The 16,456-nt window shown below is 68.5% G+C and carries 18 protein-coding genes and 2 tRNA genes; 8 read left to right on the top strand and 12 right to left on the bottom strand.

All coding sequences use genetic code 11. The features are described from left to right. Nucleotides 1-91: 91 nt before the first annotated feature. From MLE64_RS06960 to MLE64_RS06920, 9 genes are all read right to left on the bottom strand, one after another. Nucleotides 92-1,693 carry a RecQ family ATP-dependent DNA helicase gene (locus tag MLE64_RS06960; protein WP_243317041.1) on the bottom strand — a complete coding sequence of 534 codons (1,602 nt, stop codon included), beginning with the start codon at nucleotides 1,691-1,693 and terminating at the stop codon, nucleotides 92-94. Nucleotides 1,694-1,780: 87 nt separating this feature from the next. Beyond that, entirely contained in the window at nucleotides 1,781-2,908 is a 1,128-nt protein-coding gene (hisC, locus tag MLE64_RS06955) for a histidinol-phosphate transaminase (RefSeq protein ID WP_243317040.1), read from the bottom strand. Beyond that, a complete protein-coding gene (clpP, locus tag MLE64_RS06950) occupies nucleotides 2,908-3,504 on the bottom strand; it encodes an ATP-dependent Clp endopeptidase proteolytic subunit ClpP (RefSeq protein WP_243317039.1) in 597 nt (198 codons plus the stop codon). Before clpP ends, hisC begins: the two co-directional genes overlap by 1 nt. A 75-nt stretch (nucleotides 3,505-3,579) precedes the next feature. Beyond that, nucleotides 3,580-5,250: a trigger factor gene (gene tig / locus MLE64_RS06945; RefSeq protein ID WP_243317038.1), complete on the bottom strand. Its 1,671-nt coding sequence runs from the start codon at nucleotides 5,248-5,250 to the stop codon at nucleotides 3,580-3,582. A 33-nt stretch (nucleotides 5,251-5,283) separates the two neighbouring features. After that, nucleotides 5,284-5,368, bottom strand: a tRNA-Leu gene (locus MLE64_RS06940). A gap of 25 nt (nucleotides 5,369-5,393) precedes the next feature. Next, nucleotides 5,394-5,470: transfer RNA gene (locus tag MLE64_RS06935), tRNA-Arg, on the bottom strand. Between the two features lie 55 nt (nucleotides 5,471-5,525). Further along, nucleotides 5,526-6,449, bottom strand: a complete 924-nt coding sequence (locus MLE64_RS06930; protein WP_243317037.1) for an adenosine deaminase family protein — start codon at nucleotides 6,447-6,449, stop codon at nucleotides 5,526-5,528. Nucleotides 6,450-6,493: 44 nt separating this feature from the next. Beyond that, the gene (locus MLE64_RS06925; RefSeq protein ID WP_243317036.1) at nucleotides 6,494-6,787 is read right to left on the bottom strand and encodes an FYDLN acid domain-containing protein; all 294 of its coding nucleotides are present in this window, start codon (nucleotides 6,785-6,787) and stop codon (nucleotides 6,494-6,496) included. Nucleotides 6,788-6,868: 81 nt separating this feature from the next. Then, nucleotides 6,869-8,011 (bottom strand): hypothetical protein, encoded by a 1,143-nt coding sequence (locus MLE64_RS06920; protein ID WP_243317035.1) that lies wholly within the window; start codon nucleotides 8,009-8,011, stop codon nucleotides 6,869-6,871. A gap of 90 nt (nucleotides 8,012-8,101) precedes the next feature. Here MLE64_RS06920 and MLE64_RS06915 point away from each other — a divergent pair, with 90 nt between their 5' ends. Genes MLE64_RS06915 through htpX form a run of 4 tightly spaced genes read left to right on the top strand, consistent with a single transcriptional unit; the run spans nucleotide 8,102 to nucleotide 11,410 of the window. Beyond that, nucleotides 8,102-8,488: an STAS domain-containing protein gene (locus MLE64_RS06915; RefSeq protein ID WP_341482265.1), complete on the top strand. Its 387-nt coding sequence runs from the start codon at nucleotides 8,102-8,104 to the stop codon at nucleotides 8,486-8,488. 2 nt (nucleotides 8,489-8,490) lie between these two features. Then, on the top strand, nucleotides 8,491-8,928 hold the full coding sequence (locus tag MLE64_RS06910; protein ID WP_243317032.1) for an ATP-binding protein: 438 nt from the start codon (nucleotides 8,491-8,493) through the stop codon (nucleotides 8,926-8,928). Between the two features lie 16 nt (nucleotides 8,929-8,944). Further along, entirely contained in the window at nucleotides 8,945-10,519 is a 1,575-nt protein-coding gene (locus MLE64_RS06905) for a PP2C family protein-serine/threonine phosphatase (protein ID WP_243317030.1), read from the top strand. Between the two features lie 51 nt (nucleotides 10,520-10,570). Further along, nucleotides 10,571-11,410 (top strand): zinc metalloprotease HtpX, encoded by an 840-nt coding sequence (gene htpX / locus MLE64_RS06900; protein ID WP_243317029.1) that lies wholly within the window; start codon nucleotides 10,571-10,573, stop codon nucleotides 11,408-11,410. Between the two features lie 3 nt (nucleotides 11,411-11,413). Here the strand turns inward: htpX and ychF are convergent, their stop codons facing one another. Next, nucleotides 11,414-12,514, bottom strand: a complete 1,101-nt coding sequence (ychF, locus tag MLE64_RS06895) for a redox-regulated ATPase YchF (RefSeq protein WP_243317028.1) — start codon at nucleotides 12,512-12,514, stop codon at nucleotides 11,414-11,416. A gap of 130 nt (nucleotides 12,515-12,644) precedes the next feature. Between ychF and MLE64_RS06890 the strand changes: the two genes are divergently transcribed. Genes MLE64_RS06890 through MLE64_RS06875 form a run of 4 tightly spaced genes read left to right on the top strand, consistent with a single transcriptional unit; the run spans nucleotide 12,645 to nucleotide 14,869 of the window. Further along, the gene (locus MLE64_RS06890; protein ID WP_243317027.1) at nucleotides 12,645-12,881 is read left to right on the top strand and encodes an acyl-CoA carboxylase biotin carboxyl carrier protein subunit; all 237 of its coding nucleotides are present in this window, start codon (nucleotides 12,645-12,647) and stop codon (nucleotides 12,879-12,881) included. 49 nt (nucleotides 12,882-12,930) lie between these two features. Beyond that, nucleotides 12,931-13,143: an acyl-CoA carboxylase biotin carboxyl carrier protein subunit gene (locus MLE64_RS06885; protein ID WP_243317026.1), complete on the top strand. Its 213-nt coding sequence runs from the start codon at nucleotides 12,931-12,933 to the stop codon at nucleotides 13,141-13,143. Beyond that, nucleotides 13,143-13,928 (top strand): enoyl-CoA hydratase-related protein, encoded by a 786-nt coding sequence (locus MLE64_RS06880; RefSeq protein WP_243317025.1) that lies wholly within the window; start codon nucleotides 13,143-13,145, stop codon nucleotides 13,926-13,928. Before MLE64_RS06885 ends, MLE64_RS06880 begins: the two co-directional genes overlap by 1 nt. After that, nucleotides 13,928-14,869: a cation diffusion facilitator family transporter gene (locus tag MLE64_RS06875; protein ID WP_243317024.1), complete on the top strand. Its 942-nt coding sequence runs from the start codon at nucleotides 13,928-13,930 to the stop codon at nucleotides 14,867-14,869. Before MLE64_RS06880 ends, MLE64_RS06875 begins: the two co-directional genes overlap by 1 nt. Nucleotides 14,870-14,938: 69 nt before the next feature. On the opposite strand, the gene MLE64_RS06870 is transcribed toward MLE64_RS06875, so the two are convergent. Then, nucleotides 14,939-15,985 carry an SPFH domain-containing protein gene (locus tag MLE64_RS06870; protein ID WP_243287618.1) on the bottom strand — a complete coding sequence of 349 codons (1,047 nt, stop codon included), beginning with the start codon at nucleotides 15,983-15,985 and terminating at the stop codon, nucleotides 14,939-14,941. Between the two features lie 117 nt (nucleotides 15,986-16,102). Continuing rightward, nucleotides 16,103-16,453 carry a hypothetical protein gene (locus MLE64_RS06865; protein ID WP_243317023.1) on the bottom strand — a complete coding sequence of 117 codons (351 nt, stop codon included), beginning with the start codon at nucleotides 16,451-16,453 and terminating at the stop codon, nucleotides 16,103-16,105. Nucleotides 16,454-16,456: the final 3 nt, after the last annotated feature.

The following is a 16,456-nucleotide window of genomic DNA, read 5'->3' as shown; positions in this document are numbered from 1 at the left end:
CAGGGCGCAGCCAAGGAGGCCTTATCTCCTTTGATATCAACAGGGGCCGTTCCAGGTTGTGACAGAGGCCCAGGCTACTGGAAAGTTACCATTAGATCATCTTTTCGCGCAGCAGGTGGAGGAAGGTCTCGCCGTACTGCTGGAGCTTTTTCGGCCCGACGCCGCTCAGGGCCAGGAATTCCGCCTCAGTGGCGGGCTGGAAGCGGGCCATCTGCTGGAGGGTGGCGTCGCTGAAGATCACGTAGGCGGGCACGCCCTTCGCATCGGCCAGCCGTTTCCGGAGGATCTTCAAGTCCCGGTAGAGCGCCTCTTCGCCGTCCACCGGTCCTTCGGGCAGGGCCGGGCGCGTGCCGCGCGGCGAGCCGCGCTTGGCCTTGCCGGGCTTCGGCGCGGCTTCCATAGGGTCCGCGCCGGAGCAGACATCGCAGGACGTCCCGCAGGGCTCCATGCGCTCCCCGAAGTGGGCCAGCAGGGCCTGGTGGCGGCAGCGCGTGGCATCCGCCAGGCGGAAGAGGTCCCGGGTCTGCCGCTGCTGCGCCTGGGCCAGGTTCGCCTCCAGGCCGTCCGTGAACCGGTCGTAGCTGAGCACGTCGCCCCAGCCGTAGAACATGACGCAGTCCGCGTCAGCGCCATCGCGGCCCGCGCGGCCGATCTCCTGGTACCAGCCTTCCACGCTTTTCGGCATGTCGCGGTGGATGACGTAGCGGATGTTGCTCTTGTCGATGCCCATGCCGAAGGCCACCGTGGCGACGATGACATCCACGTCGTCCCGCTGGAAGGCCTCCTGGGCCGCGGAGCGCGCCGCGGCGTCCATGCCCGCGTGGTAGGCGGCGGCGCGGACGCCCTCGTCGCGCAGGAAGGCCGCCGTGGCCTCCACGGCTTTGCGCGACAGGCAATAGATGATGCCGCTCTCGCCGCGCCGCGCCAGCACGAGCCGCAGCAGGGCCTCGCGCACCGGCGGCAGCCCCTCGGCGCCCTTGCGGTAGGCGCTGATGCGCAGGTTGGGGCGGAAGAAGGAGCCCTGCACTTCGACGGGCTTCCGCATCTCCAGCTGCTCCGCGATGTCGCGGCGTACCTCGGGGGTGGCTGTGGCCGTGAGGGCCAGGACGGGCACGCCTGGGAAGCGCCGCTTGAGGCCGGCCAGGGTGCGGTAGGCGGGGCGGAAGTCGTGGCCCCAGTGGCTGATGCAGTGGGCCTCGTCCACGGCGATGAGGCGCAGGTCCACCTCGCGCAGCAGGTCCGCGAGGTAGAGCTCGAGGCCTTCGGGCGCCGCGTACACCAGCTCCAGCTCGCCGTTCTTGAGAGCGCGGATGCGCTCGCGGCGGGCCTCCGCGTCGAGGCTGGAGTTGAGGAAGGTGGCCCGGAGCCCGGCCTCGGTCAGCGCATCCACCTGGTCCTTCATGAGGGCGATGAGGGGCGATACCACCAGCGTCACACCGCCCAGCAGCCGCGCGGGCAGCTGGAAGGTGAGGGACTTGCCGGCGCCCGTGGGCATGATGCCCACCACGTCCCGACCCGCCATCACCGCCTCGATGATGGTCCGCTGCCCGGGCCGGAAGGAGGCGTAGCCGAAGGTGGCCTTGAGAGCGGACTCCAGATCCGGCGGGGCCTCCAGCTCCGCGGCCAGGGTCTTGAGAGCCGCGATGGCGGCTCCATCGAAGGCCCCGGGCTCGGTCCGGTAGCGGCCGCGCAACCGGACTAGACCTTCCCTGCACTCTACGTGCGCGCCCTGCGCGAGCAGGGCGCGTAGCCTCTCAATCTCGTCCGGAACCCGTCCCAATCAGCAGCCGCCGTCGAGCAGCGGCCCGGCGGCCTTCCAGAAGGCCTCCATCTCCTCGGGCTTCCCGAAGGTCACGCGGATGTGGTTGGGCAGGCCGTAGCCCTGCATGGGCCGCACGATCACGCCGCGCTGGAGCAGTTCCTTGAACAGCTCGGCGGCCGGGAAGGCCGCCTCCAGGAGGATGAAGTTGCCCGAAGTGCCCGAGGTCTGGCAGCGGTACTTCGCGGCCTCCGCCACGAAGGCCGCGCGAGCCTCGGTGTTCTTCTGGCGGGAGAAGGCTTCGAAGGCCAGGTCCTGCACCGCCACTTCCGCGGCGGCCTGGGCCAGGTGGTTGGTGTTGAAGGGGCTGCGGACCCGCTCCAGGAAGCCCATCATCTCCGTGGACCCGAGGCCGTAGCCGATGCGCAGCCCGGCCAGGGCGTGGATCTTGGAGAAGGTGTGGAGGACCAGCAGGTTCGGGCGCTGGTCCAGGTAGGCCGCGGCATCCGGGTACGTGGCGGGATCCTCGTACTCGGCGTAGGCCTGGTCCACCACGAGGACGATGTCCTCCCGAAGCTCGCGCACCAGGCGTTCCAGCTCGGACCTCTCCAGGCGGATGCCCGTGGGGTTGTTGGGATTACCCAGGTAGACGAGGCGGGTGTCCGCCGCCACCGAGCGCAGGATGTCGTCGGCGTCGAGCTCCGTGGCCGAGGCCCGGGACTCGATGACGCGGCCGCCGGCCGTCTGGGTGGCGATGCCGTAGATGGCGAAGCTGTGCTTCGGGATGACGGAGCTGCCGCCGTCCAGGAAGGCGGCCTTGGCCACCATCTCCAGGATCTCGCTGCTGCCGTTGCCCAGCACCACGCGGTCGAGGGCCAGGCCCTTGCGCTCGGCGATGCGCTGGCGGAGATAGTAGCCGTCGCTCACGGGATAGAGGCCCAGGCCCTCGAACTCGGAGCCGGAGATGACTGCGGCCACGCGGGCCTTCACGGCGTCGGTGGGGCCCCAGGGGTTCTCGTTGGAGGCCAGCTTGACGATGGAAGTGAGACCCAGCTCGCGCTGGACCTCCTGGATGGGCTTGCCGGGGACGTAGAGCGGGATCCGCGCCAGGTGTTCGAAGGCGGGAAGGGCGGAAAGGCTGGTGTTCATCAGGCGGGCCGTTCGGAGAGGACCTTGTCGACGATGCCGTATTCCAGCGCCTCCTCGGCACCCATGAAGAAGTCGCGGTCCATGTCCTTCATGACCTTCTTCAGGGGCTGGTTCGTGTGCTTGGCGAAGGTGGCGGCCAGGTTTTCCTTCAGGCGCTGGATCTCCTTGAAGGTGATCTCGATCTCGGTGGCTTGGCCCTGGGCGCCACCGCTGGGCTGGTGGATCATGATGCGGGCGTTGGGCAGGGCGAAGCGCTTGCCCTTGGTGCCCGCCGCCAGCAGGTGGGCGCCCATGGAGGCGCACTGGCCGATGCAGTAGGTGACGATGTCGTTCTTCACGAACTGCATGGTGTCGTAGATGGCCAGGCCCGCGGTGACGCTCCCACCGGGGCTGTTGATGTAGATCTGGATGTCCTTGTCCGGGTCCTCGCTCTCGAGGAAGAGCATCTGGGCCACGATGGCGTTGGCCACGTTGTCGTCGATGGCCGTGCCCAGGAAGATGATGTTGTCCTTCAGCAGGCGCGAATAGATGTCGTAGCTGCGCTCGCCGCGCGGCGTCTGCTCGATGACGATGGGGGGATAGTAGCTGCTGGGCATGGGCCCTCCGGCTGGCTCATCAGGATAGCAAGAAGGCGCCATGGGGCGCCTTCTCTGGGTGGTCTGCGCAGACCGCTATTTCTTGGCCGCGGGCTTCTTGGCCTTGGGCTTGTCCTCGGCGGGCTCGTCCTTCTTGGCCGCGGCCTTCTTGGGCTTCTCAGCGGCGGGCTCGTCCTTCTTCGCGGCCTTCTTGGGCTTCTCCTCGGCCTCGGGCTCGGGCTCAGCCTTGGCCTTCTTGACCGCGGGCTTCTTGGCAGGAGCCGCCTCCTCCTCGTGGCCATGCTCGTGACCGTGATCATGGTCGTGGTCGCAGTCGGGGCCGTGGACGTGGCCAGCGGGGGCCACGGCGGCGGGCTCGCCGCCCTCCTGGCCCTCCAGGTCGCCGCCCTCCAGGCCGCCGGCATCGAAGCGGTTCACGGGCAGGCCGGCCTCGCGCTTGCGCTCCAGCTCGACCAGGGCCTCGAAGGCCGCCTTGTCCAGCTGCTCCTCCGTGACCTTGGCGGTGGCGAGCAGGTGGGTGAAGATGCGGTCGGTGCGGAGGCGACCCTTGATCTCGGTGGTGTTGCCGCGGCGCTCGAGCTCGGCCTTGAAGGCCTCGAAGGGCTGCTGCACCTGGTTCTCGGCCATGAAGTTCCGAATCTCGGTGTCGATGTCCGCCTCAGGCACTTCGATGCTCTCGGCATTGCCGATGGCCTGGAGCAGGTAGCCGCTGCGGACGGCGCGCTCGGCGTCGTTGAGGCGGTACTGGCGGTAGCCCTGCCAGTTCACCTTCTTGGGGTCCATGCCCTGGCGGGCCACGTGCTGGGCGAACTCCTGGCAGTAGTCATCGAGCTGCAGGGCCACCATGGAGCGGGGCACCTCGAAGGGCGCGGCCTCCAGCAGGGTGTCGAGCATGTTGGCGTGGAGGCGGGCCACGGCGTCGCGCTCGGAGGCCTCCTCCAGGTCCTTCTTCACCGCGGCCTTCAGGGCCTCCAGGTTCTCGAAGGCGCCCATGTCCTTGGCGAAGTCGTCGCCCAGGGCGGGTACTTCCTTGCGGCGGATGTCCTTGACCTGCACCTCGTAGGCCAGGGTCTTGCCGGCGAGAACCTTGTTGGTGTCGTCGTCCGGGTGGGTGAGGTTGAAGGCCTTCTTTTCGTCGACCTTCATGCCGAGGATCTGGGCGTCGAAGGGGCGCTTGCCGTCGATCTCCAGCACCTGGTCCTGGTAGGTCTGGGCCTTGAGGCCCTGGGGCTTCACGCGGATATCGCAGGTGGCGACGAGGCCCTCGGCCACGGCGCCGTCCTCCACGGGCAGGAGCTTGGTGGCCCGCTGGCGGAGCCCCTCCAGGTGCTCGGCCACGGTGGTCTCGTCGATGGCCCGCTTCTTCTTGGTGAGGGCCATGGCCTTGTAGTCCGGCAGGGCCACTTCGGGGGCCACGTCGAACTGAGCCCGGAAGACGGCGTCGGCGCCCTCCTTCAGGTCCAGCTTCTCCAGGGAGGGATGGGAGATGGGCAGGGCACCGGCTTCCTGGGCGGCCTTCCAGAAGTGCTTCTCCACCAGCTGCTGGGCCACGTCGGACTGGATCTCACGGGCATAGCGCTGCATCAGGACGGGCCGGGGGGCCTTGCCGGGACGGAAACCGGGGATGCGGACCTTCGGCGCGATCTTCGCCACCACCTCGTTGAAGGTGGCGCTCACCTCGGCGGCGGGCACCGTCACTTCGACGGCCTTGCGGGTGGGGGACTGGTGATGCAGGGTGGCGGACATGGATGCTCCGTGTGATGCGGGGGTCATGCGATGTGGTGCGAACGGTCGGACTCGAACCGACACGGTGTGAACCGCTGGAACCTAAATCCAGTGCGTCTACCAGTTCCGCCACGCTCGCAGGGTTGCCGAATTGTCATTGCCGGTGGTGCGCCCAGAGCGACTCGAACGCCCGACCCTCAGGTTCGAAGCCTGATGCTCTATCCAACTGAGCTATGGGCGCGCACCGAATCCCATAGTCTACCGGGAAGACCCCCTGGCTTCGACCCCTGGGTTTGTCAGGCCTGGAGGCACCAGGCATCCTCGGCGCCATTCCGGCGGAGGGTCTCCAGGGCGGTGGCATCCAGGCCCATGGCCCGGGCTGCGGCGGCTTCGATGCCGAGGTCGCAGGGGGCCACGCCGGGATCGTCCGTGCCCAGGGCGCAGCGCACGCCAGCCGCCAGCATCCGGGGCAGGGGATGGGGCGCCACGTCGGCGGCCAGGGCCCGGTTGGAGGTGGGGCACATGTCGACGGGAATGCGCCGCTCCGCCAGCAGGTCCAGGGTGGCGTCGTCGGCGCGGATGCCGTGGACGATGCGGGCCACGCCACCCTCCAGCACGGCCTCGCGCACGTTCGAACCCGGCCCGTTCTCGCCCGCGTGGGCGGCGACGCGCAGGCCCGCGGCCCGGGCCCGGTCGAAGACGGGGGCCCAGTCGCGGAAGGGACTGCCCTCCAGGCCGCCCGTGGAGAAGCCCTTCACGAAGGGGGGCAGTTCCGGCAGCACCAGGTCGAGGACCGAGTGGCCGTGCTTGGGGCCGAAGTGGTTCACGGCGTCCACCACCACGCAGCCCGAGACGCCCTGGGCCGCGGCCTCGGCGAGGCCCTCCTCCACCCCGCGCCAGAAAGCGTCAAGGCTGATCTGGCCGCGGTGGGCCACGAGGAAGTGGGGCGAGGCCCAGAGGTCGAAGCCCGACCCGCGACAGGCCCGCGTCCGCCGGACCACTGCCCGCACCGCCTCGCGGACGGCCTCCCGGCTGTCCAGCAGCATGGCGCCGAAGAGGAAGGCCTCGATGAACCCCTCGAACGGCACCGTGCCGCCGGACCACAGGGTCTCCAGCGGTCCCGGCAGCGCCAGCCCGCGACGCGCCGCTTCGCCTCGGACCCAGGCGGGGTCCAGGGCGCCTTCGAGGTGCGTATGCCGATCCACGAGCGGGTGAATCACGCCCCCTCCCGCACTTCCCCTACCCATGAGCGCAGCTCATGGGCCTACTCGTCGTAGTCGTCCATGCGCAGGTCGCCGGGGTCGAAGCCCTCGCCGCGGCCCCGCTCGAGGGGCACGCCGCTCTCGTTGAAGGCCTCTTCGAGGTTCTCGGCCTCAGGCTCGGCAGTGAAGTCGTCCTCGATGACGTGGACGCTCTTCTCCTTCTTCACCGCGCGCGGTTTCGCGGGAGCGGTTTTCTGGTTCGCGCCGCACTTGGGACAGACCGCCTCCGGCTTGCCGAAGTCGTAGAACTTCGTCGCGCACTGGAAACACGTGAACTTCTTGCCGAGATCCGCCATTGACTTGTTCCTCGCCCATGCCCAAAGGAACAAGGTTCTACCAGACTCTGATCCCGTTGTCACTTCTTATGGTGGGCGATCTCAGGCCCAGGGGGCCGGCCCCAGCTTGGAGGCATCGCCTTCGCATAACTGGCTCACGACCGTGCTGGTGAAAATCCGGTGATGGGCCTCGACATCTTCTCCGAAGCGCTCCACGAAGGTGGCGCGGCTCCGCTCGAGCTCCTCCCGGAGCAGACCGTACAGGTTGCCGTGGGTCTGGGCCTGGGCGACCTTCGTCGGGAAGTAGAGCTCCACGTCGCCCACCAGGACCCGCGCCAGTCGCTCGGCGGCGGCCCGGGTCTTGGGGTCCAGATCCAGCGCCGCGGGGGCTTCAATGGGCTCGGGCACCATCTGCGTGGGGGCGCTCGAGTGGCTGCTGGGAAGGGGGGGCAGCGGCTGGGGTGAAGCGGGCGGCAGGGCCGATGGCGTCAGAGCCGAGGGAGGCGGGGCTGAAGGCGGCAAGACTGCTGGCTGGGGGTGAGGCAAGGCGTGGGCGGGCTCATCCTTCCCGGCCGCCAGGCCTCCCAGGGCGGCCGAGGCTGCCAACACGAGGGCCCGGACCAGCTCGGGGTGGTCGACCTTCTGGCGCAGGCCGCTGTCCACGAGCAGCAGGGCCACGGTCTTCCGCTTGTGGCGCAGGGGCAGGACGACCAGGTCCGCGGCCTCGAAGGAACTGAGCACCGAGACGAGGGCCGAGTAGCCAGCGCCCTTCTTCCTCAGGGAGCGGCCCAGCCCCTGGATCACGGACTCCAGGTCTGGGGGCGGCACCACGGCGCCCGGCTTCAGGGGGGCGCCCGCCTCGAAGCCCCGATGGGCGTAGAGGGAGGCCAACCCCTGCTTGACGATGAAGAGGGCGCTGCGCTCCACCAGGGGCTCCAGGCCGTCCAGAAGGCGCTTCAGAAGGTCGCTCTGGGAGGGAGCGCCTTCGACCAGGTCGAGGGCGGAGGAGAAGGCGGCCATGGATCCCATGGCTCCGCCCCCTTCTGTTTCTGCCGGAGCCTGGGCCGGGATGGCCTGGCGGAGCTTCTCGATCAGGGCGTCGTCGGGATGGAACCGGTCCATGGCCAGCTGCCAGGTGGCGATGACCTCCTCGAGCAGGCTCTGGTTCTTCTGGTTCACCCAGTTTTCCACCAGACCACGGAGGGCGGCGTGGATGGGCTGGTCCTCAGGACGGGCGGCGCTCATGGGGGGCTCGGGTGAAAGGTTCGGATCCAGGGTATCCCAAGTTCGGGTGGGAACCCCGTCTGCTGGTATTTGCCCTGGGGAACCGATAGGATGGCCCAGGTTCCTTGGAGATGGCGGATGGCGGATCTTTCCATTGCGATGAGACAGGCTGGTGATGTGGCGATCCTGCTTCCGGCCGGTTTCATCAACGCCCACACGGTCCGCGAGTTCGAGGAGGCCCTGGAGGGGCTGGTCCGCGACGGACGGTACACCATCCTCCTCAACTGCAGGGATCTCCATTACATCAGTTCGGCCGGCCTGGGGGCCATCATGGGCCTCATCGAGACGGTCCGGGACCACCAGGGGGACATCCTCCTGTCCGATCTCCAGCCGAATGTCTTCACCATCTTCGACACCCTCGGCTTCACCCAGCTCTACCGTGTGTTCGGCGATGAGGACCAGGCGCTCGCCGCGGTCGCGCCCGAGCGGAAGGGGTGAGCGTGGCGGTCAGCATGGAGCCAGCCGAGTTCCGACTCGTGATCCCGAGCCAGACCCGCTACCTGAACCTGGTGACGGGACTGGCCAAGCGGGCGTCGCTGGTGGCCGGCCTCGACGACGCCACCTCCGCCAAGGTCAGCATCGCTGTGGACGAGGCCGTGACCAATGTGATCCTCCACGCCTACCACGGGGAGGGGGAGCACAGCGTCGAGCTGGAGCTTCGGTTCACCGAGCAGGCGCTGGAGATCCACATCCTCCACTCCGGCCAGGGCCTCCGCGGCGACCAGGTGGTGCTGCCGGATCCCAAGGAATACATCAAGCATCCCCGGAAGGGCGGCCTTGGCCTGCTGCTCATGAGCCGGTTCATGGACGAGGTGCGGTTCAAGGCCGACGAGGTCTCCGGCCGGAACGAGTGCTGTCTGATCAAGAAGCTGGACTGACGCCGGGTCTGCCCCCATGCCGACCAACCCCTTCGACCGTCTCCGCCAGCTGGCGCTGAAGATCCCGGAAGGGGCCCAGGAGCTGCTCCCGCTCATCGACTTCCTGGAGACCTTTCCGGACCAGGGCACCGAGGAGGACCTTGTCCACCTGGTGGGCATCACCGCCATGGGCATCGCCAAGGCGGGGCAGGGTGGCCTGTGGGACGGAGGCAAGTGGCTGTTCCTGCGGGGGGCGGCGCCGGCCTTCCCCACCCACCCGGGTGAGGGCTGGCAGGTCCTGCCCTGGGCCTACGGCGAGGAGGTCTACGGCCACCTGGTCCTGCGCGCCGAGGGGCCGCCAGGGGCCGTGCCGCTGCTGCTGTCCATCAGCGCCCCCCTGCTGGCCTGGCGCCGGGCCGAGGCCGTGCGCAGCTCCCAGAACCAGGCCCTGGCCCTGCAGCTCTCCCGCCTGAACACGGTGTTCGAGCTCACCCGCAACCTGGGCCAGGTGGAGACCCGGCAGGACCTAGTCCGGCTCATGGCCAACACGCTCATGGGCGAGTTCCGGATCATGCGCCTCCTGGTGGTGGATGCCCAGGGCACCGTGCTGCATGCGAAGGGGCTCGGCACGGTTCCCGGAGTGCTGGAAGGCGATTCCCTCCACGAGCTAGTGGAGGCGAAGGGGCTGGTCCACGCCGTCGAGCTGCAGGACCAGGACCACAGCCACGGCTTCGCCTATGCGGCGGATCCGGCGGTGGGGAAGCTGTCGGATGACGATGAGGTCTTCCTGCACACCCTGCTGAACCTCACCTCCTCCCAGCTCTCGAACCTGGAGTTCAGGGAGGCCCGCCGCCAGGCCGAGCGCCTGGAGAAGGACCTGGCCCGGGACATCCAGCGCCGCCTCCTCCCCAAGGCGCTTCCCGAGCCCAGCGGCTGGCAGTGTGCCGCCGCGAACCTGCCCTATCAGGCGGTGGGCGGCGACCTCTACGACCTGTGGATGGCCCGCGACGAGGAGTTGGGCGAGAGGCTCCACATCGCCGTGGGCGACATCTCTGGCAAGGGCCTCCCGGCCTCCTTGATGATGACCCAGCTCTCCGCCTTCCTCCGGGCCCTCGGGGGCCGGCGCGTGCAGGACTGGGGCAAGCTGGCGGAGCGCCTGAACCGGCGCATGAACGACGTGCGGGACGGCAACCGCTACACCACCCTGTTCGCCGCGAGCCTCAATCCCTTGACCGGCGATCTCCGGTTCGTGAACGGGGGACACAACCCGCCCCTGGTGGTGCGGGCCAGCGGCGAGGTTGTCCGGCTGGCCCCCACGGGGCCCATGGTGGGCCTGCTCCCCGGGGCCGCCTTCGCCGAGGGCCGGGCCTCCATGGAACCGGGCGACGCGCTGGTGATCTTCACGGACGGCCTGGTGGAGGCGGAAAACGCCGCCGGCGAGGAACTGGGCGACGGGCGCCTGGCCGAAGTCATCCTGAGGCGCCCGCGGGCGGGGGCGGAGGAGCTGTTCGAGGCCCTGCTGGTGGAGGCCTTCCAGCACCTGGAGGACGGCCGGTTCCGGGACGACGTGACCCTGGTGGTCGTGAAGCGCATGGGCCTGCCTGGCGCCTAAGGGGCTGGGGCGCTTGATCCCTTTCGTATCCTGGTACCTGGAGGCAACTTCATGAACCAGGCGAAAACCCTTCTCATCATCGTGGCCATGACGGGCCTGCTGGTGTGGATCGGCGGCTACTTCGGCGGGCGGTCCGGCATGGTGCTGGCGCTGGCCATCGGTCTCGTGATGAACGGGATCAGCTACTTCTTCTCCGACAAGATCGTATTGGCCAGCTACGGCGCCAAGGTGGTGGACCAGGCCGACGCTCCCGAACTCTACGCCATCGTGGCCAACCTGGCCCAGCGCGCAGGCCTGCCCACGCCCCGCATCGCCATCATCCCCGAGGACACCCCCAACGCCTTCGCCACGGGCCGGAACCCCGAGCACGCCGTGGTGGCGGTCACGGAGGGCATCATGCGCATCCTCAGCCGGCCCGAGCTGGAGGCGGTCCTCGGCCATGAGCTGGGCCACGTGAAGCACCGGGACATCCTCATCGGCAGCCTGGCGGCCGTGCTGGCCCAGGCCATCATGTTCCTCTCCCGGATGGCCTTCTGGATCTCGCCCCGCGACGAAGAGGGCCGCTCCAACCCTCTGGCGGGCATCGCCATCATGATCCTCGGGCCCTTGGCGGCCATCCTGCTCCAGATGGCGGTCAGCCGCTCCCGCGAGTACCTGGCGGACGACTACAGCGCCCACCTCACGGGCCGGCCGGACATGCTGGCCTCGGCCCTGGAGCGCCTGCAGGCCTACAACCAGCAGCTGCCCATGGCGTCCGCCGAGCCCGCCACGGCCCACATGATGATCGTGAACCCCCTGAGCGGCGGCGGCCTCATGAGCCTCTTCTCCACCCATCCCCCCATGGAGGTCCGAGTGGAGCGCCTGCGGCGCATGCCCATCGAGGCGCGCTAACGGTCAGACGTTGAACAGGAAGTTCATCAGGTCGCCGTCCTTGACGACGTAGTCCTTGCCTTCCGTGCGCATCTTGCCGGCGTCCTTGGCACCCTGCTCGCCCTTGTACTGGATGAAGTCCTCGTAGGCGATGACCTGGGCGCGGATGAAGCCCTTCTCGAAGTCGGTGTGGATGACCCCGGCGGCCTGGGGGGCCGTGTCGCCCTTGTGGATGGTCCAGGCCCGCACCTCCTTCACCCCGGCGGTGAAGTAGGTCTGGAGGCCCAGCAGGTCGTAGCTGGCGTGGATGAGCACGTTCAGGCCCGGCTCGGAGAGGCCCGCTTCCTCCAGGAACAGGGGCCGGTCCTCCTCGGGCAGGTCCTGGATTTCCGCCTCCAGCTTGGAGCAGATGGGGATGCAGGGGGCCTGGCGCTCGGCGGCCAGCTCCTGCAGCTTCCGGTAGTGGGCGTTGCCCTCGGGGTTCCGGATGTCCTCCTCCCCGATGTTGCCCACGAAGAGGGTGGGCTTCAGGGTGAGCAGGCCGTAGGACTTGATCAGGGCCTTGTCCTCCGCGGACAGGCCTGCCGTCCGGGCCCACTTGCCGCCATCCAGGGCGGCGAAGACCCGCTCCAGCACGGCCACCAGGGCCTGGGATTCCTTGTTGCCGGTCTTGGCGATCTTCCGGTGGCGCTCCAGGCCCTTCTCCACCGCGTCCAGGTCCTTGATGACCAGCTCGGTCTCGATGATGCCCAGGTCCCGCTCGGGGTTCACGCCGCCCTCCACGTGGGTGACGTTGCCATCCTCGAAGCAGCGGACCACCTGCACGATGGCGTCCGTCTCCCGGATGTGGCCCAGGAAGGCGTTGCCCAGGCCCTCGCCCTTGCTGGCGCCGCGCACCAGGCCCGCGATGTCCACGAACTCCTGGGCCGCGGGGAGGATTCGCTGGGGCTTCACGATCTCCGCCAGGGCCGCCAGGCGCGGATCGGGCACATCCACCACGCCCGTGTTGGGCTCGATGGTGCAGAAGGGGTAGTTGGCCGAAGCCGCGCCCGCACGGGTGAGGGCGTTGAAAAGGGTGGACTTTCCCACATTGGGGAGACCCACGATGCCACAGGCGACAGCCATTCCATCCTCCAAGCCCTCCAGTATCGCCTACCGGAGATGTGACGAAAAGAACGGCTTCTGGCCCTTGCGCGGGAAGCCCGTCCGCCATAACCTCCCCGCCAAGGTCGCGGATGGGCGAAAGGGAGGCAGCATGATCGTGCGGGCGGAATGGCCGGGCTATGTGGTGGACGTCCTTGTCCGCCCCGGCCAGGAGGTGGAGGAGGACGAGCCCCTGATGATCCTCGAGGGCACGGATTCTTCCCGCACCGCCTTCTACATCAATGCTCCGGAGTGCGGGAAGGTCCGCGAGGTCCTCATGGAGGAGGGCGACTTCGCCTACGAGGATGACGACCTGGTGGTGATCGGCGACTCCGACAAGGACGAATGACGCGGCAGACCGCTACACTGGGGCCATCGTCCTTTTCGAGAGGTGTTGGATGGCGCTGGTGCGGGCCGAGATGGCTGGGAAGGTCCTGGAAGTCTGCGTGTCGGAAGGGGATTCCGTGGGCGAGGACCAGGATCTGGTGATCATCGAATCGATGAAGATGCAGATTCCCGTGGGGAGCCCCGAGGAGGGGACGGTCAAGAAGGTCTTCGTGACCCCGGACCAGTTCCTGAACGAGGGGGATTCCATCGTCGAGCTGGGCTGATGGAGATCCGCGTCGAACGCCTCGGGGGGGCCGATGCGGGCCTGGTCCTGCTGGGCCTGGACCGCCCCGCGGCGAAGAACGCGCTGGGTCGGCAGCTCATGGCGGAGTTCCGCCAGGCCCTCGCGGATCTGCGCTTCGACCCGGAGGTCCGGGTGGTGGTGGTGCACAGCCTGGTGCCCGGCGTCTTCTGCGCCGGGGCGGACCTGAAAGAGCGGGCTGGCATGGCCCCGGCGGAGACCGCCGCCTTCGTGCATGGCCTTCGGAGCGCCTTCACGGAGCTGGAGGACCTGCCGGTGCCCGTCATCGCGGTCCTGGAAGGGGCGGCCTTCGGTGGCGGGCTGGAGCTGGCCCTGGCGGCGGACCTCCGCGTGGCGGGGGCCGAGGCGAAGCTGGGCCTGGTGGAGACGGCCCTGGCGATCATCCCGGGCGCCGGAGGCACCCAGCGCCTGCCGAGGCTCATCGGCGCCTCCCGCGCCAAGGAGCTGATCTTCACGGCCCGCCGCATCGGAGCGGAGGAGGCGGGGCGCCTGGGGATCGTCGATCGGGTGGTTCCCGCGGGCGGCGCCCTGGACGCGGCCCTGGCCTTGGCGCGGGAGATCCTCCCCAATGGGCCCGTGGCGCTGCGCATGGCCAAGCTGGCGGTGAACCGGGGTCTCGAGATGGACCGGGACTCGGGCCTGGCCTTCGAGCAGGCCTGCTACGCCCAGGTCATCCCCACCCAGGATCGGCTCGAGGGGCTGGCCGCCTTCCGGGAGAAGCGGAAACCCCAGTATCGGGGCGAATGATGTCGGATCATCACCACCATCACGGGCCCAGCACCACCGGGCGCCTGGCCTGGAGCGCCGGCATCTTCTTCGCCAGCTTCATCCTCCAGGGCCTCGGCGGCTGGTGGACCGGCTCCATCGGCCTGGTGAGCGACAGCCTCGAGAACCTGAACGATGTGCTGGTGAACAGCCTGGGCATCCTGAGCCTGTGGCTGGCCAACCGGCGGGATCCCGACGACCGCTGGACCTTCGGCTGGCACCGCCTGGAGGTGTTCAACAGCCTCGTGGGCGTGGGGTTTCTCCTGTTTCTCGCTGGGGCCGTGGGCTGGGAGGCCCTGGCCCGGTTCCGCCATCCCGTCCCCATCCAGACGGGCTGGGTGCTGGTGTTCTCGGGCATCGGCCTCCTGCTGAACATCGCGGCCACCGTGGTGCTGGTGCCCCGGGACCGCAGCCTGCTGGAGCGGGACGCCAACCTGAAGGCCGCCTACCTGCACGCCTTCGCCGACAGCCTCACCAGCGTGTCTCTGGTGGGGAGCATGGTCCTTATCCGTCTCACGGGCTGGCGCTGGGTGGACCCGGCCATCGCCCTGGTGATCCTGGTGGTCATCCTGCGGGGGGCCGTGCTCCTGCTCCGCGATGCCGTGGGCATCCTCATGCACCGCGCCGCCTTCGAGCACGAGTCCGTGAAGGCGGAGCTCATGGCGCTGCCGGGCATCCTCGGCGTGGAGGATTTCCGCAGCTGGAAGATGTGCAGCCACCTCACCATCGCCACGGCCCACATCATCGTGGAGGCGGACCGGCTGGGGGACACCGAGGCCCACCTCGAGCGCATCGAGCGCCTGCTGTGGGATCGCCACGGCGTCCGCCACCTCACGGTCCACTTCGAGACCCGGGAGATGGCGGACCACCACCACCACCGGTTCATCCACCAGCATGAGGTGGAGGCGGATCATCACCACTAGACCGCTTTTCACGTCCTGCAAAAAACAGGGCGGCTCAAGCCGCCCTGTTTTTTGCAGGAAGAAAAGGCTTCAATTCCCCATCCCATGCTTCTTCATGATGGCGGCGCGCTGGGTGTCGTACTCGGCCTGGGTGATGAGCTGGCCGTCGAAGAGCTCCTTGAGCTCGGTCAGCTCGTCCTTGAGCGACTTGGCGGGGGCCGCCGGCGCGGCAGGCGCGCTGCCGGCGGGGAAGCCCTGCTGGCCCATCTGCTGGGCGGCGCCGGTCATCTGCTGGCCCATCATGTTGCCCATGCCGAAGCCGAGGCCCACGCCCATGCCCATGCCGGCCACGCCGCCGGGGTTCTGGGCGGCGAGCGGGATGCTGTCGGCCACCTGCATCTGCGTGTAGGCGCCCATGACGGGGGCCATCATGCCCACGCCGGTGCGCTTGTCCATCATGGCTTCCACTTCCTCGGGGAGGCTGATGTTCTCCACGAAGAACTTGGACAGCTCCAGGCCCATGGTCTTGAACTCGTCCTGGAGCTTCTGTTTCACGAGGTCGGAGATCTCGTCGTACTTGGCGGCCAGGTCCAGGGCGGGGATCTTGGCCTCGCCGAGGGTGTCCGTGAAGCGGCTCATGATGGTCTTGCGGAGCTGCTCGCTGATGTCGGGCACGGTGTAGACGCCGTTGGTGCCCACCAGCTGCTTGAGGAAGGTGCCGCTGTCCACCACCTTGATGGAGTAGATGCCGAAGGCCCGGATGCGCAGCATGCCGAAGTCGGCGTCGCGCATCATGATGGGGTTCGAGGTGCCCCACTTCAGGTCGTTGTAGAGCTTGGTGGAGATGAAGTAGACGTCGCTCTTGAAGGGGCTCTCGAAGCCGTACTTCCAGCCCTTCAGCGTGGCGAGGATGGGCAGGTTCTGGGTGGTGAGGTTGTGCGTGCCGGGCTTGAACACGTCCGCCAGCTGGCCCTCGTTGACGAAGACGGCCTCCTGGCTTTCCCGCACCACCAGCTTGCCGCCGTTCTGGATCTCCTGCCCTCGCATGGGAAAGCGCCAGGCCAGCGTGTCGTTGGAATCATCCAGCCATTCGAGGATGTCGAGGAATTGGGCTTTGCCCCAGTCCATCAGACCCATGTGTCGTTCTCCTTGCGGCATCGGCCGCACGTACGATTCTAGGCCGGGCTGTCAAGCCGGACAGGCTGCGCGGTGGGAAAAACCGGCGAACGATCGCCGCAGGTCGGGGAGCCCCCGTCAGCGGCTTCCCTTGACCATGCGGACGGCGCCATCGGCCTTGCCCTTGGCGCCGGGCTGCTCGATGCGGGCCTTGCTGTGGACCATGTGGGTGTCGCTGTCGATGATGCAGCGCCAGCCCCGCTCCTCGCCGGGCATACGGAGGTCCACCTCCCAGCCCCCGGAGGCGCCATTCAGGGGGATGCGCCGGGCGCTGACGGCCCGGCCGCCGGTTTCGCGTTCGGCGATGGACTTGGCCTCGCCGGCGGTCTTCACGGGGCCGCCCGAGTGCTTGCGGGATCTGGGGGTGCCTGCGGACAGGACAAGGGCGGGGACCAGCGCCAGGGCGGCGCCGAAGGTCAGGGCACGCATGGA

This window comes from Geothrix paludis (assembly GCF_022808815.1).
GTDB classification, from domain to species: Bacteria; Acidobacteriota; Holophagae; order Holophagales; family Holophagaceae; genus Geothrix; species Geothrix paludis.
The sequence above is the reverse complement of the archived record's forward strand: the minus strand, read 5'-3'. Positions and strand labels throughout refer to the sequence as shown.

Bases quoted from the DNA above. Each gene is read 5' to 3' on its own strand.
- hisC (WP_243317040.1), bottom strand. From the start codon at position 2,908: ATGAACACCAGCCTTTCCGCCCTTCCCGCCTTCGAACACCTGGCGCGG.
- clpP (WP_243317039.1), bottom strand. From the start codon at position 3,504: ATGCCCAGCAGCTACTATCCCCCCATCGTCATCGAGCAGACGCCGCGC.
- tig (WP_243317038.1), bottom strand. From the start codon at position 5,250: ATGTCCGCCACCCTGCATCACCAGTCCCCCACCCGCAAGGCCGTCGAA.
- MLE64_RS06925 (WP_243317036.1), bottom strand. From the start codon at position 6,787: ATGGCGGATCTCGGCAAGAAGTTCACGTGTTTCCAGTGCGCGACGAAG.
- MLE64_RS06920 (WP_243317035.1), bottom strand. From the start codon at position 8,011: ATGAGCGCCGCCCGTCCTGAGGACCAGCCCATCCACGCCGCCCTCCGT.
- MLE64_RS06915 (WP_341482265.1), top strand. From the start codon at position 8,102: ATGGCCCAGGTTCCTTGGAGATGGCGGATGGCGGATCTTTCCATTGCG.
- MLE64_RS06905 (WP_243317030.1), top strand. From the start codon at position 8,945: ATGCCGACCAACCCCTTCGACCGTCTCCGCCAGCTGGCGCTGAAGATC.
- htpX (WP_243317029.1), top strand. From the start codon at position 10,571: ATGAACCAGGCGAAAACCCTTCTCATCATCGTGGCCATGACGGGCCTG.
- ychF (WP_243317028.1), bottom strand. From the start codon at position 12,514: ATGGCTGTCGCCTGTGGCATCGTGGGTCTCCCCAATGTGGGAAAGTCC.
- MLE64_RS06890 (WP_243317027.1), top strand. From the start codon at position 12,645: ATGATCGTGCGGGCGGAATGGCCGGGCTATGTGGTGGACGTCCTTGTC.
- MLE64_RS06885 (WP_243317026.1), top strand. From the start codon at position 12,931: ATGGCGCTGGTGCGGGCCGAGATGGCTGGGAAGGTCCTGGAAGTCTGC.
- MLE64_RS06880 (WP_243317025.1), top strand. From the start codon at position 13,143: ATGGAGATCCGCGTCGAACGCCTCGGGGGGGCCGATGCGGGCCTGGTC.
- MLE64_RS06875 (WP_243317024.1), top strand. From the start codon at position 13,928: ATGTCGGATCATCACCACCATCACGGGCCCAGCACCACCGGGCGCCTG.
- MLE64_RS06870 (WP_243287618.1), bottom strand. From the start codon at position 15,985: ATGGGTCTGATGGACTGGGGCAAAGCCCAATTCCTCGACATCCTCGAA.
- MLE64_RS06865 (WP_243317023.1), bottom strand. From the start codon at position 16,453: ATGCGTGCCCTGACCTTCGGCGCCGCCCTGGCGCTGGTCCCCGCCCTT.